The following is a 21,029-nucleotide window of genomic DNA, read 5'->3' on the forward strand; positions in this document are numbered from 1 at the left end:
CACCCGACTTTTTGCCTAGCAGCGCAGGTCTTAAGGTGGCCTTAATACTTAAAACTGTTTGGAATTCTGCCTAGCGTGGCAAGCTGATCGATGCACGACGCAGTATCAATGACAAGCGGTTAAAGCTGTTTTCGATTCCCTCAGCTTCCGGTTTGGCAAAAAAGGCGTCCAATTCCTCGTGAACGCGAACGGCCTGATCCAGCAGCGGATCAGACCCTTCGGCGTATAGCCCGGCCTTGATCATCACTTCGGACTGCTCGTAACTGCCCACGAGTTTTCGGGTTTCTGTGATCATCTGGTTCTCGGCCTCGGATGCGGCTCCCGGCAGGCTCCGCGACACAGATCTGCTGACGTCAATGGCCGGGAAACGCCCCCGTTCGGCGATGTCGCGGCTGAGTACAATGTGCCCGTCCAAAACGCCGCGCAGAATGTCAGCGATGGGTTCATCCATGTCCGAACCGGCCACCAAAACGCTGAATACCGCAGTAATATCCCCCTGTTCCTGCGTTCCGGGACCTGCGCGTTCGCAAAGACTGGCAATCAGGGGGGTGACAGAGGGTGGATATCCCCGCAAAGACGGGGATTCCCCCATAGAAACAGCGATTTCACGATGCGCCTCAGCGAAGCGGGTCACGGAATCAGCCAGAAAAAGAATGTTCAGACCCAGATCCCGCAGATACTCGGCCGTCGACATGGCCGACCAGGCACACCGCCTGCGCGCCAATGCCGACTGGTCAGAGGTGGCGGCCACCACGATTGTGCGCTTCATGGCTTCGGGGCCAATGGCCTGCGCGACAAATTCATTCACCTCGCGTCCGCGCTCGCCAATCAGAGCGACTACGACGACATCGGACTGCATGGACCGGGCCAGAGTGGAAAGCAGGGTCGATTTACCGACACCCGACCCGGCAAACAACCCCACCCGCTGCCCGCGTACGACGGGCAACACAGTGTTGAGAACCGACAAGCCGGTGACCATCCTCTGCCCCAAAGGTTTGCGTGTCACGGCTGGTGGAGGGGCCTGCATGATATCGCGCGTCTGCGATCCGCTCAGCAGCGGTTTTCCATCCAAGGGCCTGCCAAAGGGGTCGATTACCCGTCCAAGCCAGTGCAATCCCGGTGCAAAATCTGGTGATGGGTCAAGGTAGACGCGATCCCCCAGGCTGACCCCATCGGGGGCCGCATTGGGGAGCATTTTAATATGGCCAGAACCGACATGAAGCACCTCGCCCACAAGATCGGACCCGACGCGCCGCCGCAATGTCAGCAAATCCCCGACCCGGGCATGCGTGTTCAAACCACCGATTTCGATCAGACCCTGCGCGACGCCGGTGACCAGCCCCACGTGACGGACTGCGGTCATCCTGTCGAGTTCGTGTTTCAGAAGTACCGGGTCGAGATCAGACATCGTGGAGGCTCCAACTGAGTTCTGAAAACGGTTTCTAAAGGAATCGGGGTTAAGCCTTGATTGAAATTGATCGAGGGAGAAGCCCCGATGTTCTATGACCTGAACGTCTTTAAGACAGCGTACGCAATGGCAACCCATGCCGGGCAACGGCAGGCGGTCATTGCACGCAACATGGCGAATGCCGATACGCCGGGCTATCAGCCGCGCGATATCGAGGCCTTTCAGAAAGCTTTCGAAACCACCGGGCATGACGTGACCATGGACGCCACGCGGCCGGGCCATCTGCATGGCAGTATCGGTGCGCAAAACTGGGCTGAGGTTGAAGCTGTCCCATCAGGTGATCCCAATGGCAATGGTGTGTCGCTTGAGGAAGAGATGCTTAAATCGGTCGAGGTCAAACGACAGCACGACCGAGCGCTGGCGATCTACAAATCCTCAATGGACATTCTGCGCACCAGTTTGGGTCGTGGATAAGGGGCGGCAGGTATGAGCGATTTTTCCCATTCCCTTGCTGCGTCAGCCAGTGCTTTGCGCGCGCAATCCGCGCGGTTGCGGCATGTGTCCGAAAACATCTCGAACGCGGACACGCCCGGCTATCGACGCAAAACCGTACCGTTTGAAACCGTGCAGAAAAACGGTGGGGACATGGTGCAGGCTGGCCGTGTGACGCTTGACCAGCGTTCGCTGAGCCGCATCTACGACCCCGGTCATCCGTTGGCAGATGAAAGTGGTCACTTCCAGGGCTCAAACGTCGATTTGATGATTGAAATCGCGGACGCGCGGGAAGCCCAGCGCAGTTATGAGGCCAACCTAAAGATGTTTGATCAGACGCGGCAGATGTCGTCGTCGCTGATGGAATTGCTCAGAAAATAAGGACTGCCAGAATGGATATCCGATCACTCAACGCCGCGCAGAATTATGCCGGCGCACGCTCTGCCACACAGGCCGATCCCGATCATGGCGGGGCGGCACAAGGATTGAGGGCGACCTTTCAGGACTTTGCAGCCACGCTCAGACACAGCGAACAGATGTCTCAGTCTGCGATGGTCGGTCAGGCTGATCCCCATGCACTGGTTCAGGCGCTGGCCCAGACCGAACTGGCGGTAGAAACCGCAGTGATCGTCCGCAACAAAGTGGTCGAAGCCTATCAGGAAATCCTGAGAATGCCGGTCTGACCCGATGCTCAGCGAAGGGCTTTTTTATGACATCGTTCGTCAGGCGTTGTGGGTTGCGGTCATTACATCCGTCCCGATCCTTGCCGTGGCTCTGGTTTCTGGCCTGATTGTCGGTCTGTTCCAGGCGCTGACCTCGATACAAGAGATGACCCTGACCTTCGTTCCCAAATTGATCGCCATTGTCATCGTGTTCTGGATTTCGATGGGGTTCATGACTCAGACCCTTGTTACGTTTTTTACCGGAACGCTTGTTCCCTTGATTGCAGGAGGCCGCTGATGGACACGGCTTACGTCACCCTGTCCCGCCAGTCCGGGCTAATGAATGAAATGCGACTGGTGGCGAATAACATCGCAAATGCCAACACGACCGGATATCGCCAGCAGGGGCTGGTGTTTTCGGAATACGTGCGGGACATTCCGAACAATCCGTCCCTCTCCATGAGCCGGGCCGAGGCGCGCAACACATCGTTGCAACAAGGTGTGCTTACGAAAACCGGAGGGCAGTTTGATTTCGCCATCGAAGGGGACGGGTTTTTCATGGTTGAAACCCCGGATGGCAACCGGCTGACGCGTGCGGGCAGTTTCTCGCCAAATGCCGAAGGCGATCTGGTTGCGATGGATGGTGCGCGTGTTCTGGATGCCAACGGTGCCCCGGTCTTTATCCCGCCCGATGCAGCTTCGATTGATGTCGGCAGTGATGGGACGTTGAGTGTCAACGGCCAGTTTCTGGGCCAGTTGGGCGTTTTCAATGTCGCTGATCCGCAGGAGCTGGTCCGCGAAGGAAATACGCGGTTTCGTGCCAATGGTGCGATAGACCCGGTTGATGAACCCGTTGTTTTGCATCGCTTTCTCGAAGGTTCGAACGTCAACGCTATGCAGCAGGTGACCCGCTTGGTGGAAATCCAGCGCGCCTATGAGCTGGGACAAAGCTTTCTTGACAGCGAAGACGAACGCGTGCGCGGGGCGCTCAAGGCGCTGATGCGCTGAACGGTAAAAGGAGAGTTTGACATGAGAGCCCTGAAAATTGCCGCCACCGGAATGACCGCGCAACAGATGCGGGTCGAAACGATTTCGAACAACCTGGCAAACATGAACACCACCGGCTACAACGCCCGCCGGGCCGAATTTGCCGATTTGCATTATCAACAGATGGCGCGCGCCGGAACCGTAAACGCCTCGGACGGAACAGTATTGCCGACGGGTATTCAACTTGGTCTGGGCGTGCGGCCCGCAGCTGTTACCGTGCAACTGGAACAAGGTGCTTTGTCAGCCACCGGCAGTGATCTGGACGTGGCGATCGAGGGGCGCGGATATCTGGAAGTCACGCTGCCCAGCGGTCAGTCGGCGTATACGCGTGACGGCAGCCTCAAGCGGTCGGCAGAGGGTCTGATTGTAACCTCCGATGGTTATGCGGTTTCGCCGGAACTCACCGTTCCCGACGACGCACGGTCAATTTCGATCAATGCCGCGGGTGAGGTCTATGCTTATTTCGACGACTCTCCCGAGGGGCAGTTGCTGGGTGAGTTTGTCCTTGCCAGCTTTTCGAACGCCAAGGGGCTGGAAGCCATTGGCAGCAATCTGTTCAAGGAGACCGAGGCGTCGGGTGCCCCGGTGCTGGGAACTCCGGGAAGTGATGGGCTGGGCACATTGCGGCAGGGTTATCTGGAAGACAGCTCGGTCGATGCAGTGCGCGAGGTAACCGAACTTATCGAGGCGCAGCGCGGCTATGAGATGAATGCCAAAGTCATCTCGGCTGTGGATCAAATGATGAGCGCGACAACGCAGGTGCGATGATGCGAGGGATCGGCATATGTTTGGCACTACTGGCTCCAATAACAGCACAGGCTGACATTGTGGTTCCAACCCGCACGATCCGGGCCAAGGAAATCATTTCTGCAACTGACTTGAAAACAAGCCCGACGGATGTCTTAGGCGCGGTGACTGACCCTGATTTTCTGATCGGGCAAGAGGCGCGGGTGGCACTGTATCCCGGCAGGCCGGTCCGAGAAGTTGATGTAGGCCCCCCCGCCATCGTTGACCGCAACGATCTGGTCGTCCTGATATTCGACCGCCAAGCCTTGTCGATAACCGCGGAAGGCCGCGCCTTGGGGCGTGGCGCTGCTGGGGATCGCATCCGGGTCATGAACCTGTCGTCCAGAACAACTGTAACCGGCCAAATCCGCGCGGATGGCCAAGTCGAGGTTAAGTAATGACCGGACTGTCGAAAACTCTCCTTCTCATAGCTTTGTCTTTGGCCGCGTGTGGTCGTCTGGATCATCTTGGCAAGCCCCCGAGCTTTACACCAAACGAAGAATCTCCCGAGCAGGTTGCCATGCTGTGGCCGGGTCTGCCCTTGCACACGCAACCACAACGCACCGTTGATCGCTCATCTCTTTGGAGCGGAGGGCAGCAATCCTTGCTGGGCGACCAGCGGGCGATCAAGAAAGGTGACATACTAACAGTTGTCATCGAGTTGGATGAAAAAGCTGAGATATCAAACAACACCAGACGGTCCAGATCAGGCTCGGAAAACCTTGAGGTTCCTGGCCTCTTTGGTTTGCCCCAGCGCGTGCAAAAACACTTACCTGACGGGGCATCGCTGGATGAAGCCGTGTCCATCGAAGCGGATTCCTCAAGTTCTGGGCGGGGATCTGTGAGGCGAAACGAGAAACTAACCCTGCGTGTCGCTGCGACGGTTCTGGATGTTCTGCCGAACGGGGTTCTTTCGATTTCCGGCTCGCAGGAGTTGCGGGTCAATTTTGAACTGCGCGAGCTTTTGGTGGCCGGGTATGTCCGCCCTCAGGATATCTCGCGACAAAACGAAGTCACCTACGACAAGATCGCCTCGGCGCGGGTGTCTTATGGTGGAAGAGGTCAGATTACAAATGTCCAGCAACCCCGATACGGCCAGCAAGTTCTTGATTCACTCTTGCCATTCTGAGGTGCGGCCGTGATTGCAAAACTGGTTCCAGTCGTTCTCCTAATTGTCGGCCTGGGTGCGGGTGTCGGTGCCGGGCTGTTTCTGTCACCTTCGGGCAAGTCCGACAAAACAGCCGCCGAAAAAGAAGTGGCAAAAGAAGAGAAGGCCGGTCACGAGAAGTCTGAAAAGTCCAAGGAAAAAAAGCCAGCCTATGGGTATCTAAAGTTGACCAAGCATTTTGTCGTTCCGGTGGTTGGGGATGACGAAATCGAAGCGATGGTCACTTTGTCCCTCAGCCTTGAGGCGAACACAGCAATTGAAGAAACTTTTTATTCCATCGAACCAAAGCTGCGGGATGGCTTTCTTCAGGTTCTGTTTGATCACGCAAATACCGGGGGATTTGATGGGACGTTCACAGAATCCCGGAATCTGGATGTCTTGCGTAAGTCCTTGTTGGAAGTGGCGAAAAAAGAGCTGGGTGAAGATGTTTCAAAAGTGCTGATCATGAGCGTGAACCGTCAAGATACCTGACGAAGGTCGCTTCACGGCACGGATCCGGTCAGCATTAACGGGTTTGCTTTCGAGCAACGGCCTGCCGATGGCTTTTTAGCTGCTGCTCCCGCAGGGTTGCGACGGCTTGTTTGCGGCCAAATGCAATTCTGAGCGCCTCCAGACCGGCCAGTTTCTGAGCGCGCGTTTGGGCAAGTCGCATGTTCAACGCGCGGCGCGTGGCAGATTCCCAGCCATTCCAAAGAATGTCGGCCCCGGATATCTGATATCCTTCTGTCCAACCGCTGGCTTTGCGCACCTGGTCAAGCTGATGATCCAGTTTCGCCAATTGGTTCTGAATTCTGGCCTCGGCCTCGAGGATTGGGCGGAGTGTCTGAAATTGCTTCTGGAAAGCGACGTCGGCTATTTTGTCCAGCCCGCTTAACTGAGTGTCCTTCATCGGATCTGCTCCTTTGCACGTTTCCGCATCGCTTCGGCGAACCTGATTGCAGCGGCAACGGGGCGGAAATGTTCTTCGGCGATCTCCTGCCCGATGTCGACAGTTGCGTGAAGCGCGCGCGCCGTCGGAGGATCCGAGCGGATCGGAACGCCAGCCTGAGCCGCAGCGGAACGGATGGAAGCGGCTACTGCATCCACACCTTTGGCGACACAAACAGGTGCGCTGCCAGTAGCCCTGGACCACTTCAGTGCAACGGCAAAATGGGTGGGGTTTACGATAACAACATCCGCGCCCGGAACATCTGCCATCATCTGGCTCGAGGCGATCTCCTGTGCACGTTGACGGCGGTGTTGCTTTACATAGGGGTCGCCTTCGGCGTCCTTAGTTTCATCCTGGATCTCTTTGCGCGACATGCGGTTCTTGCGCATGTGCTCGGCGTATTGCCACAGAAAGTCGATAACGCCAATGCCGAGTGCGATGGCAACCACAATGAACAGGAAGCGAAACAACAGGTTCATCATCAGCAGTATGGATGACTTTGCCGGGGCCGCGCTGGCAGACAGAATTTCGGCCAGATTCGACTTGATGAAAAGTGCGAGGCACAGGCTGTAAATCGCCAGTTTGGTTGCGCTCTTGGCGAACTCGAACAAGCCACCGCGCCCGAACTTGTTTTTGGCATTCGAAACAAGGGAAATCCGCGAAAGCTTTGGATTCAGTTTGCTGGGGGCGAACACCAGCGTGCGTTGGGCAATCAGGTTTAGCAGAACGGCCACCGCGGGCAGGCAGAAAAGCACGGCAATGGGTGTCACCGCGCCACTCAGAATTCCGGCAACCGTCGCTGTCGCAGGTCCCATTTTCAGAAGGTTCGCGATCTGGTCGGATTGGTCGATCAGGACCATGAACAGAGTTCCCAATTGCGCGACGGCGTACTGCCCTGCCGCCAACAATGCGATCAGCAGTCCGGTATATGCCGCAACAACCGACAAGTCGTTGGACTTGGGAACTTCACCCTTTTCACGGGCTTTCTGGAGCTTTTGCGGCGTCGGCTCGTATGACTTGTCGCTGTCGTCATCGGCACCGCTCATCGCTGGCCTCCGATCGGGTTCATGAAGAAGGCAATCAGCGCGTCAGACCAAACAGAGAGGATCAATGGTGCGCCCGTAAACAGCAGAAACAGCCCGGCAAATGTTATTGCTGGCGCGCCCACGAAGGCGACCATCAATTGCGGCATGGCCCGGTTGATAACCCCAAGTGCAAGATTGTAGATCAACGAGGCGATGACGAATGGCGTTGCCAGTGAGAAGGCCAACCCAAAGCTGCGTGAGATTTGTCGCACACCCCAATGGGACAAATCTGCCGAGCTTGGCACCAACCCTATGGGGAATAGGGCATAACTCTGGATCAGGAATTGCGCGGCCCGTACGTGCAAGCCCATGATGACGGCAAGCGTTAGTCCCGCGATCGTTAGCAGGTATCCCATTGCCGGAACAGGATCAGTGGCCGCCGCACCCAGCAATTGCGACAATGACGTGGATTGCGCGGCAATGGATCCGGCGGTTTGCAGCGCCAAAACAAACAGCCGCAGCCCGGTTCCAAGCGCCAGCCCAATCAGGATTTCTGTCCCAACCAACCGCCCCAGCGTCCACAGGTTGAGAGACAGGTCCAAAGGTTGGGTTGCCGGAAAAATGATCAGGGTAAAGGCGACGGATATCCCCAGTTTCATCCGTGTTGGAATGCTGCGCTCGCCGAAAGCAGGCAGCAGCGAAACCAAAGCAGAGACGCGCAGAAAAACCGCGAAGGCCTGCCAGAGCGGTTCGGCCAGCTGCGTCAACAATTCTGGCGGCAGAGCGATCACGCGGGAACAGTTCCTACCAGCGCGGGTTTGGCTTCCAACCCGATTTCCTCAAAAGAAAGGACCGGGTTTGGAACGCCGCGCGCATGCATGATCGTACGCAACAACCGGCGTCGCCGGGTCGAGGTCACGACAGCAGGAAACAGACCGTTATCAGCCGATCTGGCGATACTGCTGACCATGCCGTCGGCCAGCTTGTTAAACAGGTTCGGCGGCAGTGCGACATCCAGTCCGGCGCTGGGCGCGTCGACCTGATAGGTGGTGAACGTTTCCTCCCATTCGGGGGCCAGTTGGATCAGCGGGATCGAGCCATCCTCACGCTTCATATCGGCGACCAGTTGAAATCCGAGACGCTGGCGCACCAATTCGCAGATGCCCTCAGGCTGGGTGGTTGTCAGCCGTGCTTCGGCAACGCTTTCAAGGATCAGGGCCATGTTCCGGATCGAAACCCGTTCCTCCAGAAGCAGTCGCAGAACGGCGTGCAATGTGTCCATTGGCACTTTGTCGGGGATCAATTCATCCAGCAACTTGCGGTTTGCCTCAGCCCGAACTGGGTCGCTCAGGCGGGTCATTTCGGTCAGCAGGCGGCGCAGGGATTTCAACGTCAGCAAGCGCGAGAAGTTCTGCTTGATAATCTCTAGCAGATGCGTGGCCAGGATCTCGGGCGGTGAGACGATAGTGGCCCCGTTCAACGCTGCGTCCTCCTGATGTTTGGGCAGGATCCAGCGGGCAGGCGCGCCGTAAACCGGCTCGGTCACGTCATTGCCTTCGGGCAACAGATCGAACCCGTCCTGAACCAGAGCCAGAACCAGATCGGGGTTCAGAACGCCGCGCGCCTGTTCGACCCCCTGAACCTTGATCACGTAGGTTCCGGTTGGCAGGTCGGCTCGATCAGTCAGGCGAATTTCGGGCAGGATCAATCCGAAGGTAGACGCCACGTAGTTGCGCATATTGGCGATGCGGGCATCCAACCCGGTTCCGGGATTCAACACCAGACTTACCAGATCGGGTGCGAATTCAAGGTGCACGTCATCCAGATCCAGAATATCACCAATAGCCTGCGAGACCGACACCTCGGTTTCGGTCGCCTGCGAATGCAATGACGGATCTGTTTCTTTCTGCTTTTTCCGAATTCTGTAGGCCGCATAACCAAGTACAGCTGCACCGAGGATGAACGGCAGGAAAGGCAGGCCGGGCACCAGCGCAAACAGGACCATAAGAACCGCCACGGTAGACAGCGCAGCCGGATGACGCCCAAGTTGGGAGAAAATGGCATTGTCGGTGGCACCCTGTGTTCCGCCGCGCGCCAGCAGCAATGCAGAGGCAATCGAGATGATAACCGCGGGGATCTGCGAGACCAGACCATCACCGACGGTCAGGATTGCATAAGTCTCGAACGCCGAAGCCACCGGCATTCCGTGCACGATCACCCCCATGACCAAACCCATAACAAGGTTCAAAAGAGTGATCAGAAGGCCAGCAACGGCATCACCTTTGACAAATTTCGACGCACCGTCGAGCGAGCCGAAGAATGTCGTTTCCTGCTGTTCGCGTTCCCGCCGTTCCTTGGCTTGCTGATGGTCGATGGCCCCGGCTGACATGTCGCTGTCGATGGCAAGCTGCTTGCCCGGCATCCCGTCCAAGGCAAAGCGCGCGCCGACCTCGGCCATACGGGCGGCCCCTTTGGTGATGACCATGAAGTTCACGATCAGAAGCACGCCAAAAACCACAAGGCCCAGAAAGATGCTGCCGCCCATGACGAAATTGGCGAACCCTTCAATTACGTCACCCGCTGCGTTGGGTCCGGTATGCCCTTGACCGATGATCAGTTTGGTCGAAGAGACGTTCAGCGACAGGCGCAGCATCAGCGATGCCAGCAGGATCGTTGGGAAGGACGAGAAATCCAGTGGACGTTCGATGAACAGCGTCAGAGTGAAAATCAGGATGGCCAGCGCGAAAGAGGCGGCTAGCCCAACGTCCAGCACCCCGGCGGGCATGGGCAGGATCATCATGACGATGACGGTCATCAGCGCCAGCGCCAACAGGACAGTGGGTGAAAACAGGGACCGGATGTCAAACTGGGGCACGCAGGTTTCCTAATTGAAAGGGATGAAGGCAGTAACTGTGCCGTTGGTCGGCACCAGAGAGCCCAGGGCAGTGGTGGCGGGTGTGGCCACTAGCATCGGAATCAAGGGCGCTCCGGCTCTTGTGAACGGATTGCGTGACATACCAGAAAACCCCTGTGAGGGCGGGTTATCCAACTGGGCCATCACTGTCTGGAACCGACCACGATAAGCCTCGGCCAGAGCATTCGTGCGGGAATGATACGCCCCGGCCGCAGCAGGCCACGAACCAAGCTCGAAATAAAGGTCTTTCAGGAAGCGGGCGGCGTAGGTTGCGTTCGCATCCGGATCGAACATCGCATCGATCGAGCGGAAGGCCTTGCCATGCCAGCGATAATTGACCTGGAAACACCCGACGTCAAAGCTGCGAGAGCCCGCTTTGAAAATTTTGAAAACATAGGCCTTGGCCTCGGCCTCGGACTTGAACCAATACCCGTGACCTTCGGCATTTATCGCCCAAGGCCAGGGCTGCAACTGCCCGTCTATCTGTCGACCGGTTTCGACGCGGGTTATGGCGCGCAACACGTCCAACGGAACATCTTCGGACAGTGCCGCACGGCGCGCGGCCTGATCACAAAGCCCGCCTGTTTGTGATGCGTGCATGGCGGAACCCGTCTGCGCCAAAAGCACATGCAGTATTATGAAAGCAATCGGTATTCTGTGAATTGGCATTCTGCCGGTCCGGGATTCTGGTGTTCCCGTCCAAGCTAGACACTGATCGGTTTACAGAGGGTTATCGCAGCCTCAGTTTCGGTCGATCCTGCGCCCGAAAACAACGCTTGTATTGGTGCGCAGGACGCCGGGGATCTTCGCCAGATCGTCCACCAGAATGTCCAGATCCTCCAGCCTCGGGGCATCTGCGGTCAGCATCAGATCGAATTCGCCATTGATCGACAGGCACAGTTTGACCTCGGGATAAGCCTCGAGCCGTTTAAGGATCCGGTTGGTTTCCTTCTGCTGCACTTCCAGCATGACGATGACCTGCACTTTGGGCGTGTCTTCCGTGGACCCAAGGCGCACGGTGTATCCCGTGATTACGCCGCGATGTTCCAGACGACTGATCCGTTCATGCACGGTCGTGCGGGCCACACCCAGCGATGCCGCGATCTGCGTGGTCGAGGCACGCGCATTGGCTTGCAGGGCGGCGATGATACGGCGGTCTAGCTGGTCCATTGGGGCTCCGGTTTGCGCAAGTCCGGGTTTAGATCAGATTGGCGCCCTTTCTCAAGGCTCACGCGGCATGCGTGGGTGCAGGTCGTCGATAATGATCGGGTGCGCGTGCGGGCCCGCCCCGGCCAGATGCGGATGATCTGCTGGTAGATCGGGGTGATTGTGAACAACCGGTTCCTGATCGTCACGCGGCCAAAGGCTGACTGCCACAATTACGCCTGCCATGGACAGAATAGACATACTGCAGAGCGCGACAGTCGGCCCATAAACGGTCATTATCCACCCAGCCAGCGGATACAGCACCAACCAGCAACCGTGTGACAGAGTAAACTGTGCGGCAAAGACAGCTGGGCGGTCTTCGGGATGGGCCGAACGGGTCAACAAACGACCCGAAGGCGTAAGGGTTGTAGAATACCCAAAGCCGGTAAAGGCCCAAAAAACGGCAAGGACACTCAGCGTAAGTGGGATCGTCGCGGTCAGAACCGAGGCGACGGCCATAGCGCCCGACGCAAGAATAGCTCCGAACAGCATAACCTTGCGATCCTCGATCCGATCCAGCACGCGGGGCAGAGTGAACGCCGCCAGCATCGACCCACCCCCAAATCCGGCCAGTGCAATGGCCACGGCGCTTTCTGACAGGCCAAGGGTGGCCCGCACGATGACCACTGTGTTGACGATCACCATCGAACTCAGCGCCGCGGCGCTCCAGTTAAGCGCAAGCAGCCCGCGCAGCCGGGGGGTTTTCAGATAGATGCGAATTCCGCGTGTCGTGCGGTCATAAATCCCGCGTGGTTTGCTGGGCTTGGGCGAGGGCAGGACGACCGAGACTACCAGCAATGCCGAGGCAACAAACCCCAGCGCTGTGCCCCAGAACAGGCTGTTGAAGCTGACCAGCAACAGAAGTGCCGCGGCAAACATCGGGCTCAGCAGGCTTTCCATGTCGTAGGCAAGACGTGACAGTGACAAAGCGCGGGTATACTCGTTTTCGTTCGGCAAGGCGTCCGGGATCGTTGCCTGAAAGGCAGGCGTAAAGCCAGCCGAGGCGGATTGGAGTAAGAAGATCAGCACATAGATTTGCCAGACCTCGGTCACGAAAGGCAGGCATACGGCGACTGCGGCGCGGATCAGGTCCAGAAAAACCAGCATCTTCCGACGGTCCAGCCGTTCGGCAAAAGCTGCCGCCAGTGGGGCCACGGTGACATAGGCCACCATCTTGATCGTCAGTGCGGTGCCCAGCACAAGGCCAGCAGCGTCTCCGGCCAGATCAAAGGCCAGCAGCCCCAGCGCGACTGTGGCCAGTCCGGTTCCGGTCAGGGCGACGATCTGGGCGGCAAACAGGTGGCGGTAGGTCCGGTTTTTTAGAATGCTCAGCATCGTTCAGAGGTATTTCGTGATGGCTTTGAAATCCTCGATCCCGCCGCTATCGCCATCAGAAGACAGGCAATGGTCGATGTGATCATGGATCAAGGCGCGCTTGGCATTGGTAACCGCTTTTTCAACGGCAAACAGCTGTTGGGCAATGTCTGAACAGGGGGCCTGACCTTCAAGCATGGCAATGACCTTTGCCAGATGCCCGTGGGCCCGTTTCAGCCTTGCCGTGATATGCGGATGCGACTCGCGGGGTACAATTGTCATGGTTTATCCCTATCCCCCCCATGGGGATATTGTCAATCCTGGTGCGGGGATTTGCCCGTGACTTTTGGACGGCGTTGAGTTTATGGACCAAACCGCCTATCTCGGAGGCGATACCGCACAAAGGAATAGTCGGGTGGCGAACCATTTGTACAAAAACGACCTGCCGGACGGGTTAGATCTGGGCCCTGTTGTGGCCATTGACTGTGAAACCATGGGCCTGAACCCGCATCGTGACCGCTTGTGCGTGATTCAGATGTCGGGTGGAGACGGCAACAGCCATATTGTGCAGGTGGAAAAAGGCCAGGCTGAGGCGCCGAACCTGTGCGCCATGCTGGAAAACCCTGACGTTCTGAAGCTGTTTCATTTCGGGCGCTTCGACATCGCCGCCATGTACCATACATTTGGCGCTCTGGCCGCGCCGGTCTATTGCACCAAGATCGCCAGCCGCCTGGTGCGGACCTATACCGACCGGCACGGGCTCAAGAACCTGTGTCAGGAACTCATCGGTGTCGATATTTCCAAACAGCAACAGATGAGCGACTGGGGCGCAGTCTCACTTACGGACGCTCAATTGGATTATGCTGCGTCAGACGTTCTCTATCTGCATCAGCTGCGCGATGCGCTAAACATCCGGCTGGCTCGCGAGGACCGGGCTGAAATGGCGCAGGCCTGTTTTGACTTCCTGCCGATGCGTGCGAAACTGGACCTCGCCGGTTGGCCCGAAACGGATATCTTTGCGCACTCATGACCGATACCGAAGCATTCCTGAAAACCGCCCGTCAGGTGGTGACTGACGAAGCCCGCGCGCTGGACGTACTTGCCGACAGTCTGGACGCGCATTTTGCTGAAGCCGTGCAGCTGATCCTTCAGGCCACCGGGCGCATCATAATCAGCGGCATCGGCAAGTCAGGCCACATAGGTCACAAGATTGCGGCCACGCTGGCCAGCACCGGAACGCCTGCCTATTTCGTGCATCCGGCCGAGGCCAGCCATGGTGATCTTGGCATGGTCTCCAAGGGTGATGTGGTTCTGGCGATTTCGAATTCGGGCGAGGCACCGGAACTTGCCAATCTGCTGGCCTTTACGCGCCGCTTTGGCATTCCGCTGATTGGATTGTCCAGCAAACCTGACAGCACATTGATGAAACAGGCCGACGTACATCTTCTGATCCCGTCGATGGGCGAGGCCTGCGGTTTTGGTATGGTGCCGACGATCTCCACAACGCTGACCCTTGCCATGGGGGATGCACTGGCGATTGCCCTCATGAAATACCGCGATTTCCGGCCCGAGGATTTCCGTGCCTTCCATCCCGGTGGCAAACTGGGCGCTCGGCTGAGCACAGTACAGGATCTGATGCATGTCGGAGAGGCCCTGCCTCTGGTTGCGGCACATACTCCGATGAGCGATGCGCTGATCGAAATCAGCCAGAAGGGGTTTGGTGTTGCTGGCGTAACAGACCCGCAGGGTCAATTGGCAGGGATCATTACAGACGGTGACTTGCGGCGCCACATGGATGGGCTGCTGAACAAAACGACCGAGCAGGTCATGACCCCCAACCCCACAACCATATCCCCGGGTGCGTTGGCGGAAGAAGCGGTAGCAATCATGAATGACCGTAAGATCACCTCGCTCTTCGTGGTTGACGAGGCGACATCAGGTCAGGCTTTGGGGCTGCTTCACATCCACGATTGCCTGCGCGTCGGTCTGGGCTGAGGGAGGCTGAAGTGGACAGATATTCCCGCATGGTGCAGTTCCTGAAGGTGCTGTTGCCGCTTGCGGCTATTGTGATGTTGTCCACGGTATTCCTGCTGTCCCGCAGCATCGAAACAAACGTTTCCGTGCCTTTCGCGCAGAAAGACATTGATGAGAGACTGGCACAACAGGTGGTAACGCGGCCGGATTACCGCGGAACGACCCGCAAGGGAGAGACCGTGCATATCGAGGCGGTGCAAGCCACGCAGGGCACCGAGGCGTCGGTTCCGACCGCGTCCGAGTTTCGCGGCCGATTTGGGCTGCTCAATGGCGGCACAATTACGCTGGATTCGAATTCCGGCCTGATCCGTCCGGATAGTGGAACAGCTACCTTTGTTGGTGACGTGGTCATCACCACGGCGGATGGGCTCAAGGTTACGACGGATCTGCTCAATACCTCGTTGGACGAAGTCCGGGGCGATACGCCGGGGCAGGTGAACGGAACCGGTCCGATCGGTAACTTTTCCGCGGGGCGTATGACCTTTGGCACTGAAAAAACGGACGGGCCGGTCCATATTGTTTTTACAGATGGTGTGAAGCTGGTATACGAGCCTGAAAAAGCAGAAAGATAACTTGTGTTCGATTTTCGATTTGTTCCTTTGTGCCTCGCCTTGATCGCGGGCGCCGCGCCCGTGACTGCGCAAGAGGCGCAGGTGGCTTTTGGGTCCGCGAATGCCGATCCGAGCCTGCCGGTCGAGGTGACATCGGAAACCCTGAACGTCAATCAAGAGGACGGATCGGCCGAGTTCATCGGGAATGTCATCGTCGTACAGGGTGAAATGCGCCTGACAGCCGAACGCGTGCTGGTTATCTACAATCAGGAACGCTCGGCGATCGAGCGAATGGAGGCGACCGAGAATGTGGTTCTGGTCAGCCCGCCGGATGCAGCGGAAGGCGACTGGGCTGAATACAAGATCGGCTCGGGTGAGATTGTCATGAAGGGCAATGTCCTGCTGACACAGGGCCCCAGCATCATCAGTGGCGATCAGATGAACGCCAACCTGACATCGGGCACTGCGACAATGACCGGGCGGGTCAAAACGATCTTGCAGCAGGGAAACAACTGATGGCGCGTCCCGACCTGAAACTGACCGAGGGCAGTTCCGGGCTGCGCATCGAGAAGCTGCGGAAGTCCTACAAAAAAAAGACGGTGATCCGCGATGTTTCGATGACGTTGGGCCGGTCCGAAGTGGTGGCGCTGCTGGGGCCGAACGGGTCTGGTAAAACCACAACGTTCTATTCAGTTGCGGGCCTTGTGTTCCCAGAGGCGGGAAAAGTCACGATAGACGGCCAGAATGTGACTACGTTGCCGATGTACCGGCGGGCACGGATGGGGATCGGCTATTTGCCGCAGGAGATGTCGATCTTTCGCGGCATGAGCGTCGAGGACAACATTGCTGCCGTTCTGGATATCACGGTCTCTCATGCGCATAAGCGCAAAGAGCGTTTGGAAGAGCTGTTGTCTGACTTCTCGATCGAACACTTGCGCCGGGCCCCGGCTCTGGCGTTGTCAGGCGGCGAGCGCCGCCGTGTTGAGATCGCGCGCTGTTTGGCCGCAGACCCCAAATACCTGCTGCTGGATGAACCGTTTGCAGGCGTTGACCCGATCAGTGTTGGGGATATTCGCCATCTGGTCGCGGATTTGAAAAAACGCGGTATTGGTGTGCTGATCACCGATCACAACGTCCGGGAAACGCTGGAAATTGTCGACCGGGCCTATATCCTGCATGACGGTCAGGTTTTGATGTCCGGCACACCTGATGAGGTTGTCGAAAACGAGAATGTGCGCCGCGTCTATCTGGGCGAGAATTTCCGCATTTCATAACCTTGCGCGGAGTTGTGCCAATTGCATGGCGGAAATCGCGTATATACACATCTGTTTTGATTGACTCTTCCCTCGTCTCTTGCCTCAATTGGCTTATGGCATTTACCCGGTTCCAGTCTGGATCTCGATGTCCCTTCTTCGAAGGGCTGGAAACAAGGCAACCGCGGAAAATGTCTCTACCCCCCACCCGATAAAAACAAGCTCGCCGCGTTTCGCGGCGTCAGAATGGGTGTGAATTGTGAAGGAGATCACATGCGTTACCAAATCAGCGGAAAACAGATCGACATCGGTGCGGCGTTGCAGACACACGTGCAGACCGAACTGAATGAGGTCGTGGGCAAGTATGCGCAGCGGCCTACGGATGCCAACGTCGTCTTTTCCCGTTCGGCGCATGAATATGTATGCGAAACAACGGTGCACCTGTCCACTGGCCTGACGGCGCAGGCCAAGGCCCATGCAACCGAGATCTACGCGGCATTTGAGGCATGCTGTGATAAAATGGAAAAACAGTTGCGTCGTTACAAGCGCCGCCTGAAGGACCACCACAAGGATCGGGCCGAACCGGTTGAACTCTTTGGGGCGTCCTCTTATATCCTCGCTTCTAATGAATCGGAGTCGGTCGAAGAACCCGAATCGCTTCAGCCAATGATTGTGGCTGAGATGGAAACAAAAATCCCATCTTTGAGCGTTGGAGAGGCCGTTATGCAAATGGAACTTGCCGGTGCGCCAGTACTGGTGTTCAGAAATGAAAACAAGGACGGATTGAATGTCGTTTATCGTCGCGAAGACGGTAATATCGGCTGGATTGATCCGTAACAGGCAAGGATACGGGGCTGCACCCGCTGATGCGGGTGCGTGCCATGGAGCGTGATCATGGAGCTTTCGAGCATACTGAAGCCTGAAGCGGTGCGTGTATTGTCCGCGGCTTCCAGCAAGAAGCGGCTGTTTCAGGAAATCGGTGACGTCGCCGCGGCGACGCTGGGCATCGATCCTCAGGAAGCAGTTGATTTCCTGCTGGAGCGGGAAAGCCTTGGACCGACCGGTGTCGGCCATGGTGTGGCGCTGCCGCATGCGCGCCTGCCCGATCTTGATTCGGTTTCAGGTGTTTTTGTCATGCTTGAGAAGCCCATCGATTTCGGTTCAGTTGATCGCCAGCCTGTGGACATCGCCTTCGCGCTGTTTGCACCGGAAGAGGCGGGTGTTGATCACCTCAAAGCTCTGGCGCTGGTGTCTCGCACATTGCGGGATACTTCGGTTTGCACCAAGCTCCGGGCGAACCCTGATCCGGTAAAGCTCTATGCGATCCTGACTGAGGCGCAGTCTATGCAAGCCGCCTGATTAACAAAAAAAGCCCCCGAAAACCGGGGGCTTTTTTCTTTTCATTTGACCGGATCAACCACCGGTTCCCATTTCCAGCGTCCACCAGATTTTACCACCGCCTTCCTGATGCCAGGCGAATCCCATTTGGGTGGCTTTGGCGTCCATGATGACAGACCTTGGTCCAGGTTCCTGCATCCATGCGGCAAGTGTTTCCGTCTCGGTCTCGTAGGTTTCGGAAATGGCTTCCCCAAGGAACGTTCCGAAATAGCCGACACGCGCTGCCCGGTCGATTGGTGATGAACCGTCTGACCCAAAATGCCAGGGCCGGTTCTGCCGCGACATATCCTTCGAATGTGTCGCTGCCGCTGCGTTCAGCTGCGCGTTCAGCTGTACGGGCTGCAACCCCTGAGCCTGACGCAAAGCATTGACCGAATCAAGCATGCGGAACTGCAGCTTTTCCGGATTGCCGCGGATCTTGTACACGGTCGGCAATGGGCGACCATCAGATCCCAGAGTGGTTGAGCCAGTGTTGGTACATGCCGCAAGTGCGACAAAGCAAATCAACAGTAAAGAAACGATGCGCGTCATGTTCGACCTGATTATTGTATCTCAACAGGGCATAGCGCGCCTGCTTGTTCTGAGCAAACGCGCAATGGCCACAACTTGCGTGATTCTGCCGGTTTGGTTTGCGACTGAAGCATTCTGGCAATAGAATGCCTCTGATTTCAGACCTCACCTAAACACAGGACCCGTCGTCATGGTCAAGAAGCGCATTCATTCGCCCACCCGCAGGGGGTTTCTGGCAGGGGCTACCGCCACTCTGGCTACACCGGCACTGGCGCAATATATCCCGGGCGACCCGCTGCGCCCTGCACCCGAAACCGAACCGGCGGTTCGCCGCAACGTATCCGGGTTCCGGGCATTGGATTGGCAACCGTATTTCTCGAACACCAGAAATGGCGCCATATTGGTCGACACCGTCTCAAGAGCGCTGCATTACTGGTCGGATGACCAAACAGTCTATAAATTGTACCCGTCGTCGGTTCCGCTGACCGAAGAACTCACCCGGCGCGGGCGCACCAGTGTGATCCGCAAGGTCGAAGGCCCAAGCTGGTCTCCGACGCCGTCGATGAAGAAGAGAAATCCGGAATGGCCGGACTACATTCCTCCGGGTCCTGATAACCCATTGGGAACACACGCTTTATACCTGAGCTGGAAGTATTATCGCATTCACGGGACGCACGATACACGCAAAATCGGCCGCAGATCTTCGAACGGCTGCATCGGCCTTTTCAACGAAGACATCGCCGAGCTGTTTTCGATGGCGAAGGTTGGCACGCAAGTGTTGCTAATTTGACGACATTTTCGTGTACGAACCCGCTCACCGGTCAAGTTGCAATTGCATTCCCGCTCTAATGCTGATTAGAAAAAACTACGAGGTAAGTCTTAGATGTGCGGCTCTGGATATTGGAGCCGTGCAAATTCTGGAGGTTAATATGAAGAAACTCGTTCTCGCCGCAGCTCTGACTGCAGCAGCTTCGACTGCATATGCTGGCAACCTGGAAGAGCCGGTTGTTGAAGCACCAGTTGTTGTTGAAGAAACTCAGGGTTCGTCGCAGGGCATTCTGCTGCCGCTGATCCTGCTGGTCGTTGTTGCTGCTGCTGTTGCTGCAAGCTAATCCGACACGGAATTCATGAAAAAGGCGGTGGAGCAATCCACCGCCTTTTTTAATTCCAACAGGTCTTCAAGCCTGTTGCGCGCCGGGGGATACTGACAGGCCAGTATCAAGCCGAGCCTAACGTTCTCATAGGAAATGCGGGTTGCGTTCTGTAAACGCTTTACTCCAGCCACCCGCACAGATTGTCTTCGATCACTTTTCCAAGTGCCGCGATATGGGCGTCGTCATCGTTAAGGCATGATATATAGGTAAACGCCTCCCCGCCTGCTTCTTCGAAGCTTTCTTTGATTTCTTCGTTAATCTCTTCAAGTGTTTCGATGCAGTCAGCAGAAAACGCCGGGGCAATAACTGCAATGTTCTTTTTGCCTTGCTTCGCCAGGTCGGCCACGTGATCCACCGTGTAAGGTTTCAACCATTCTTCGGGGCCGAAGCGCGACTGGAAGGTCGATACCAATTGATCATCTGTCCAGCCCAGCCGCTCCTTTAACAGCCTCGTCGTTTTAGCGCATTGGCAGTGATAGGGATCGCCCTGCTGAAGATACCGCTCGGGCATCCCGTGATATGAGCAGACAAGAATGTCGGGCTTTGTCTCCATAGCCTCGTATGCGCGTTCAACAGACTGTGCCAGCGCATCGATATAGATGGGTTCATCGAAATAGGCCGGAACGGTTCGCGTCGCGGGCTGCCAGGCTTCGTCCATCAGTGCGCGAAAGAACTGGTCGTTGGCGGTGGCCGTCGTTGCGCCAGCGTATTGAGGGTAAAGCGGAAAAAACAAGATGCGATCGCACCCTGCCGCTACCATCGCGCGCACTTTGGATTTGGTCGACGGGTTGCCGTAACGCATACAGAAATCGACCATGACCTGATCACCGTATCGTGCGTGCATCGTCTGGCTTAGCTTGGCGGTCTGGTCCTTGGTGATGGTCATCAGCGGGCTTTCGCCTTTTTCCTGGTTCCAGATCGATTTGTAAGCCTCGCCGGAACTGAAAGGTCGCTTGGTCAGGATGATCGCCTGTAGAATCGGTTGCCATTTCCACTTTGGATAATCGATGACACGCTGGTCCGACAAAAACTCATTCAGATATCGGCGCATCGGCCAATATGTGTAGTCGTCCGGCGTGCCCAGATTGGCCAGCAATATGCCGACGCGCCCCATCCTGATCTTGGGGTGATCCGTAGGAGCGTGAGCGGGTCGCGTGGCATCAAACATATGAGGCTTCC

At 56.9% G+C, this 21,029-nt stretch carries 29 protein-coding genes; 18 read left to right on the forward strand and 11 right to left on the reverse strand.

Features of this window, described 5'->3' with window-relative positions; translation table 11 throughout:
• Positions 1 to 70: 70 nt before the first annotated feature.
• Positions 71 to 1,408 carry a FliI/YscN family ATPase gene (locus ACR0DS_RS10890; protein ID WP_480559443.1) on the reverse strand — a complete coding sequence of 446 codons (1,338 nt, stop codon included), beginning with the start codon at positions 1,406 to 1,408 and terminating at the stop codon, positions 71 to 73.
• An 87-nt stretch (positions 1,409 to 1,495) separates the two neighbouring features.
• Between ACR0DS_RS10890 and ACR0DS_RS10895 the strand changes: the two genes are divergently transcribed.
• The 9 genes from ACR0DS_RS10895 to ACR0DS_RS10935 are packed head-to-tail and all read left to right on the forward strand — an operon-like array spanning position 1,496 to position 6,034.
• Positions 1,496 to 1,882, forward strand: a complete 387-nt coding sequence (locus tag ACR0DS_RS10895; protein ID WP_480488145.1) for a FlgB family protein — start codon at positions 1,496 to 1,498, stop codon at positions 1,880 to 1,882.
• Positions 1,883 to 1,894: 12 nt separating this feature from the next.
• The gene (gene flgC, locus ACR0DS_RS10900) at positions 1,895 to 2,281 is read left to right on the forward strand and encodes a flagellar basal body rod protein FlgC (RefSeq protein WP_480507182.1); all 387 of its coding nucleotides are present in this window, start codon (positions 1,895 to 1,897) and stop codon (positions 2,279 to 2,281) included.
• An 11-nt stretch (positions 2,282 to 2,292) separates the two neighbouring features.
• On the forward strand, positions 2,293 to 2,583 hold the full coding sequence (gene fliE / locus ACR0DS_RS10905) for a flagellar hook-basal body complex protein FliE (RefSeq protein WP_480483912.1): 291 nt from the start codon (positions 2,293 to 2,295) through the stop codon (positions 2,581 to 2,583).
• Between the two features lie 4 nt (positions 2,584 to 2,587).
• Positions 2,588 to 2,860 (forward strand): flagellar biosynthetic protein FliQ, encoded by a 273-nt coding sequence (locus ACR0DS_RS10910; RefSeq protein ID WP_480488141.1) that lies wholly within the window; start codon positions 2,588 to 2,590, stop codon positions 2,858 to 2,860.
• On the forward strand, positions 2,860 to 3,570 hold the full coding sequence (locus ACR0DS_RS10915) for a flagellar hook-basal body complex protein (protein ID WP_480483914.1): 711 nt from the start codon (positions 2,860 to 2,862) through the stop codon (positions 3,568 to 3,570). The genes ACR0DS_RS10910 and ACR0DS_RS10915 overlap by 1 nt, the downstream gene beginning before the upstream one ends.
• Before the next feature lie 21 nt (positions 3,571 to 3,591).
• Positions 3,592 to 4,377 carry a flagellar basal-body rod protein FlgG gene (flgG, locus tag ACR0DS_RS10920; RefSeq protein WP_480483915.1) on the forward strand — a complete coding sequence of 262 codons (786 nt, stop codon included), beginning with the start codon at positions 3,592 to 3,594 and terminating at the stop codon, positions 4,375 to 4,377.
• The gene (gene flgA, locus ACR0DS_RS10925; protein ID WP_480483964.1) at positions 4,377 to 4,793 is read left to right on the forward strand and encodes a flagellar basal body P-ring formation chaperone FlgA; all 417 of its coding nucleotides are present in this window, start codon (positions 4,377 to 4,379) and stop codon (positions 4,791 to 4,793) included. Before flgG ends, flgA begins: the two co-directional genes overlap by 1 nt.
• On the forward strand, positions 4,793 to 5,524 hold the full coding sequence (gene flgH, locus ACR0DS_RS10930) for a flagellar basal body L-ring protein FlgH (RefSeq protein WP_480559441.1): 732 nt from the start codon (positions 4,793 to 4,795) through the stop codon (positions 5,522 to 5,524). The genes flgA and flgH overlap by 1 nt, the downstream gene beginning before the upstream one ends.
• Positions 5,525 to 5,533: 9 nt before the next feature.
• Entirely contained in the window at positions 5,534 to 6,034 is a 501-nt protein-coding gene (locus tag ACR0DS_RS10935; RefSeq protein ID WP_480559439.1) for a flagellar basal body-associated protein FliL, read from the forward strand.
• Between the two features lie 34 nt (positions 6,035 to 6,068).
• Here ACR0DS_RS10935 and ACR0DS_RS10940 read toward each other — a convergent pair whose 3' ends face one another.
• From ACR0DS_RS10940 to ACR0DS_RS10975, 8 genes are all read right to left on the reverse strand, one after another.
• Positions 6,069 to 6,452, reverse strand: a complete 384-nt coding sequence (locus ACR0DS_RS10940) for a hypothetical protein (RefSeq protein ID WP_480483918.1) — start codon at positions 6,450 to 6,452, stop codon at positions 6,069 to 6,071.
• Complete coding sequence (locus ACR0DS_RS10945; protein WP_480559437.1) at positions 6,449 to 7,537, reverse strand: EscU/YscU/HrcU family type III secretion system export apparatus switch protein; 1,089 nt, start codon at positions 7,535 to 7,537, stop codon at positions 6,449 to 6,451. The genes ACR0DS_RS10940 and ACR0DS_RS10945 overlap by 4 nt, the downstream gene beginning before the upstream one ends.
• Entirely contained in the window at positions 7,534 to 8,307 is a 774-nt protein-coding gene (locus ACR0DS_RS10950) for a flagellar biosynthetic protein FliR (RefSeq protein WP_480559435.1), read from the reverse strand. Before ACR0DS_RS10950 ends, ACR0DS_RS10945 begins: the two co-directional genes overlap by 4 nt.
• A complete protein-coding gene (gene flhA / locus ACR0DS_RS10955; RefSeq protein ID WP_480559514.1) occupies positions 8,304 to 10,331 on the reverse strand; it encodes a flagellar biosynthesis protein FlhA in 2,028 nt (675 codons plus the stop codon). The genes ACR0DS_RS10950 and flhA overlap by 4 nt, the downstream gene beginning before the upstream one ends.
• A 69-nt stretch (positions 10,332 to 10,400) precedes the next feature.
• Positions 10,401 to 11,030, reverse strand: coding sequence for a transglycosylase SLT domain-containing protein (locus ACR0DS_RS10960; RefSeq protein WP_480559433.1), 630 nt, complete (start codon positions 11,028 to 11,030; stop codon positions 10,401 to 10,403).
• Between the two features lie 141 nt (positions 11,031 to 11,171).
• A complete protein-coding gene (locus ACR0DS_RS10965) occupies positions 11,172 to 11,600 on the reverse strand; it encodes an Lrp/AsnC family transcriptional regulator (protein WP_480474766.1) in 429 nt (142 codons plus the stop codon).
• Positions 11,601 to 11,651: 51 nt separating this feature from the next.
• A complete protein-coding gene (locus ACR0DS_RS10970; protein ID WP_480559431.1) occupies positions 11,652 to 12,971 on the reverse strand; it encodes an MFS transporter in 1,320 nt (439 codons plus the stop codon).
• 3 nt (positions 12,972 to 12,974) lie between these two features.
• A complete protein-coding gene (locus ACR0DS_RS10975) occupies positions 12,975 to 13,232 on the reverse strand; it encodes a metal-sensing transcriptional repressor (RefSeq protein ID WP_209599209.1) in 258 nt (85 codons plus the stop codon).
• A gap of 133 nt (positions 13,233 to 13,365) precedes the next feature.
• Between ACR0DS_RS10975 and ACR0DS_RS10980 the strand changes: the two genes are divergently transcribed.
• The 7 genes from ACR0DS_RS10980 to ACR0DS_RS11010 all read left to right on the forward strand — a co-directional run bounded on the left by ACR0DS_RS10980 (position 13,366) and on the right by ACR0DS_RS11010 (position 18,147).
• Positions 13,366 to 13,980, forward strand: a complete 615-nt coding sequence (locus ACR0DS_RS10980; RefSeq protein WP_480507203.1) for a ribonuclease D — start codon at positions 13,366 to 13,368, stop codon at positions 13,978 to 13,980.
• Positions 13,977 to 14,945, forward strand: coding sequence for a KpsF/GutQ family sugar-phosphate isomerase (locus ACR0DS_RS10985; protein ID WP_480559429.1), 969 nt, complete (start codon positions 13,977 to 13,979; stop codon positions 14,943 to 14,945). The genes ACR0DS_RS10980 and ACR0DS_RS10985 overlap by 4 nt, the downstream gene beginning before the upstream one ends.
• A gap of 11 nt (positions 14,946 to 14,956) precedes the next feature.
• Complete coding sequence (lptC, locus tag ACR0DS_RS10990; RefSeq protein WP_267363092.1) at positions 14,957 to 15,556, forward strand: LPS export ABC transporter periplasmic protein LptC; 600 nt, start codon at positions 14,957 to 14,959, stop codon at positions 15,554 to 15,556.
• Between the two features lie 3 nt (positions 15,557 to 15,559).
• Positions 15,560 to 16,051: an LptA/OstA family protein gene (locus ACR0DS_RS10995; protein ID WP_480483925.1), complete on the forward strand. Its 492-nt coding sequence runs from the start codon at positions 15,560 to 15,562 to the stop codon at positions 16,049 to 16,051.
• A complete protein-coding gene (gene lptB / locus ACR0DS_RS11000) occupies positions 16,051 to 16,809 on the forward strand; it encodes an LPS export ABC transporter ATP-binding protein (RefSeq protein WP_480474775.1) in 759 nt (252 codons plus the stop codon). The genes ACR0DS_RS10995 and lptB overlap by 1 nt, the downstream gene beginning before the upstream one ends.
• A 252-nt stretch (positions 16,810 to 17,061) precedes the next feature.
• Positions 17,062 to 17,625 (forward strand): ribosome hibernation-promoting factor, HPF/YfiA family, encoded by a 564-nt coding sequence (gene hpf, locus ACR0DS_RS11005; RefSeq protein ID WP_480483926.1) that lies wholly within the window; start codon positions 17,062 to 17,064, stop codon positions 17,623 to 17,625.
• A 57-nt stretch (positions 17,626 to 17,682) separates the two neighbouring features.
• Positions 17,683 to 18,147, forward strand: a complete 465-nt coding sequence (locus ACR0DS_RS11010; RefSeq protein WP_267363095.1) for a PTS sugar transporter subunit IIA — start codon at positions 17,683 to 17,685, stop codon at positions 18,145 to 18,147.
• A gap of 54 nt (positions 18,148 to 18,201) precedes the next feature.
• Here the strand turns inward: ACR0DS_RS11010 and dalA are convergent, their stop codons facing one another.
• Positions 18,202 to 18,717 carry a divisome-associated lipoprotein DalA gene (gene dalA / locus ACR0DS_RS11015; protein WP_267363096.1) on the reverse strand — a complete coding sequence of 172 codons (516 nt, stop codon included), beginning with the start codon at positions 18,715 to 18,717 and terminating at the stop codon, positions 18,202 to 18,204.
• A 169-nt stretch (positions 18,718 to 18,886) separates the two neighbouring features.
• On the opposite strand from dalA, the gene ACR0DS_RS11020 reads away from it, so the two are divergent.
• Both ACR0DS_RS11020 and ACR0DS_RS11025 read left to right on the forward strand, forming a co-directional pair.
• Positions 18,887 to 19,486: a L,D-transpeptidase gene (locus tag ACR0DS_RS11020; RefSeq protein WP_267363097.1), complete on the forward strand. Its 600-nt coding sequence runs from the start codon at positions 18,887 to 18,889 to the stop codon at positions 19,484 to 19,486.
• 139 nt (positions 19,487 to 19,625) lie between these two features.
• Entirely contained in the window at positions 19,626 to 19,808 is a 183-nt protein-coding gene (locus tag ACR0DS_RS11025; protein ID WP_117870963.1) for a hypothetical protein, read from the forward strand.
• A gap of 160 nt (positions 19,809 to 19,968) precedes the next feature.
• Here the strand turns inward: ACR0DS_RS11025 and hemH are convergent, their stop codons facing one another.
• Positions 19,969 to 21,018 carry a ferrochelatase gene (gene hemH, locus ACR0DS_RS11030; RefSeq protein ID WP_480488125.1) on the reverse strand — a complete coding sequence of 350 codons (1,050 nt, stop codon included), beginning with the start codon at positions 21,016 to 21,018 and terminating at the stop codon, positions 19,969 to 19,971.
• Positions 21,019 to 21,029: the final 11 nt, after the last annotated feature.

The organism is Ruegeria sp. AF5 (assembly GCF_056541905.1).

Excerpts from the sequence above, each read along its gene's own strand:
- hemH (WP_480488125.1), bottom strand. The coding sequence starts at position 21,018 with ATGTTTGATGCCACGCGACCCGCTCACGCTCCTACGGATCACCCCAAG.
- flgH (WP_480559441.1), top strand. The coding sequence starts at position 4,793 with ATGACCGGACTGTCGAAAACTCTCCTTCTCATAGCTTTGTCTTTGGCC.
- flgC (WP_480507182.1), top strand. The coding sequence starts at position 1,895 with ATGAGCGATTTTTCCCATTCCCTTGCTGCGTCAGCCAGTGCTTTGCGC.
- dalA (WP_267363096.1), bottom strand. The coding sequence starts at position 18,717 with ATGACGCGCATCGTTTCTTTACTGTTGATTTGCTTTGTCGCACTTGCG.
- flhA (WP_480559514.1), bottom strand. The coding sequence starts at position 10,331 with ATGACCGTCATCGTCATGATGATCCTGCCCATGCCCGCCGGGGTGCTG.
- ACR0DS_RS10915 (WP_480483914.1), top strand. The coding sequence starts at position 2,860 with ATGGACACGGCTTACGTCACCCTGTCCCGCCAGTCCGGGCTAATGAAT.
- ACR0DS_RS10890 (WP_480559443.1), bottom strand. The coding sequence starts at position 1,408 with ATGTCTGATCTCGACCCGGTACTTCTGAAACACGAACTCGACAGGATG.
- ACR0DS_RS11020 (WP_267363097.1), top strand. The coding sequence starts at position 18,887 with ATGGTCAAGAAGCGCATTCATTCGCCCACCCGCAGGGGGTTTCTGGCA.
- ACR0DS_RS10970 (WP_480559431.1), bottom strand. The coding sequence starts at position 12,971 with ATGCTGAGCATTCTAAAAAACCGGACCTACCGCCACCTGTTTGCCGCC.
- ACR0DS_RS10945 (WP_480559437.1), bottom strand. The coding sequence starts at position 7,537 with ATGAGCGGTGCCGATGACGACAGCGACAAGTCATACGAGCCGACGCCG.
- ACR0DS_RS10940 (WP_480483918.1), bottom strand. The coding sequence starts at position 6,452 with ATGAAGGACACTCAGTTAAGCGGGCTGGACAAAATAGCCGACGTCGCT.
- ACR0DS_RS10910 (WP_480488141.1), top strand. The coding sequence starts at position 2,588 with ATGCTCAGCGAAGGGCTTTTTTATGACATCGTTCGTCAGGCGTTGTGG.
- ACR0DS_RS10960 (WP_480559433.1), bottom strand. The coding sequence starts at position 11,030 with ATGCACGCATCACAAACAGGCGGGCTTTGTGATCAGGCCGCGCGCCGT.
- ACR0DS_RS11010 (WP_267363095.1), top strand. The coding sequence starts at position 17,683 with ATGGAGCTTTCGAGCATACTGAAGCCTGAAGCGGTGCGTGTATTGTCC.
- ACR0DS_RS10895 (WP_480488145.1), top strand. The coding sequence starts at position 1,496 with ATGTTCTATGACCTGAACGTCTTTAAGACAGCGTACGCAATGGCAACC.
- fliE (WP_480483912.1), top strand. The coding sequence starts at position 2,293 with ATGGATATCCGATCACTCAACGCCGCGCAGAATTATGCCGGCGCACGC.
- lptB (WP_480474775.1), top strand. The coding sequence starts at position 16,051 with ATGGCGCGTCCCGACCTGAAACTGACCGAGGGCAGTTCCGGGCTGCGC.
- ACR0DS_RS10965 (WP_480474766.1), bottom strand. The coding sequence starts at position 11,600 with ATGGACCAGCTAGACCGCCGTATCATCGCCGCCCTGCAAGCCAATGCG.
- hpf (WP_480483926.1), top strand. The coding sequence starts at position 17,062 with ATGCGTTACCAAATCAGCGGAAAACAGATCGACATCGGTGCGGCGTTG.
- ACR0DS_RS11025 (WP_117870963.1), top strand. The coding sequence starts at position 19,626 with ATGAAGAAACTCGTTCTCGCCGCAGCTCTGACTGCAGCAGCTTCGACT.
- ACR0DS_RS10975 (WP_209599209.1), bottom strand. The coding sequence starts at position 13,232 with ATGACAATTGTACCCCGCGAGTCGCATCCGCATATCACGGCAAGGCTG.
- ACR0DS_RS10985 (WP_480559429.1), top strand. The coding sequence starts at position 13,977 with ATGACCGATACCGAAGCATTCCTGAAAACCGCCCGTCAGGTGGTGACT.
- flgA (WP_480483964.1), top strand. The coding sequence starts at position 4,377 with ATGCGAGGGATCGGCATATGTTTGGCACTACTGGCTCCAATAACAGCA.
- flgG (WP_480483915.1), top strand. The coding sequence starts at position 3,592 with ATGAGAGCCCTGAAAATTGCCGCCACCGGAATGACCGCGCAACAGATG.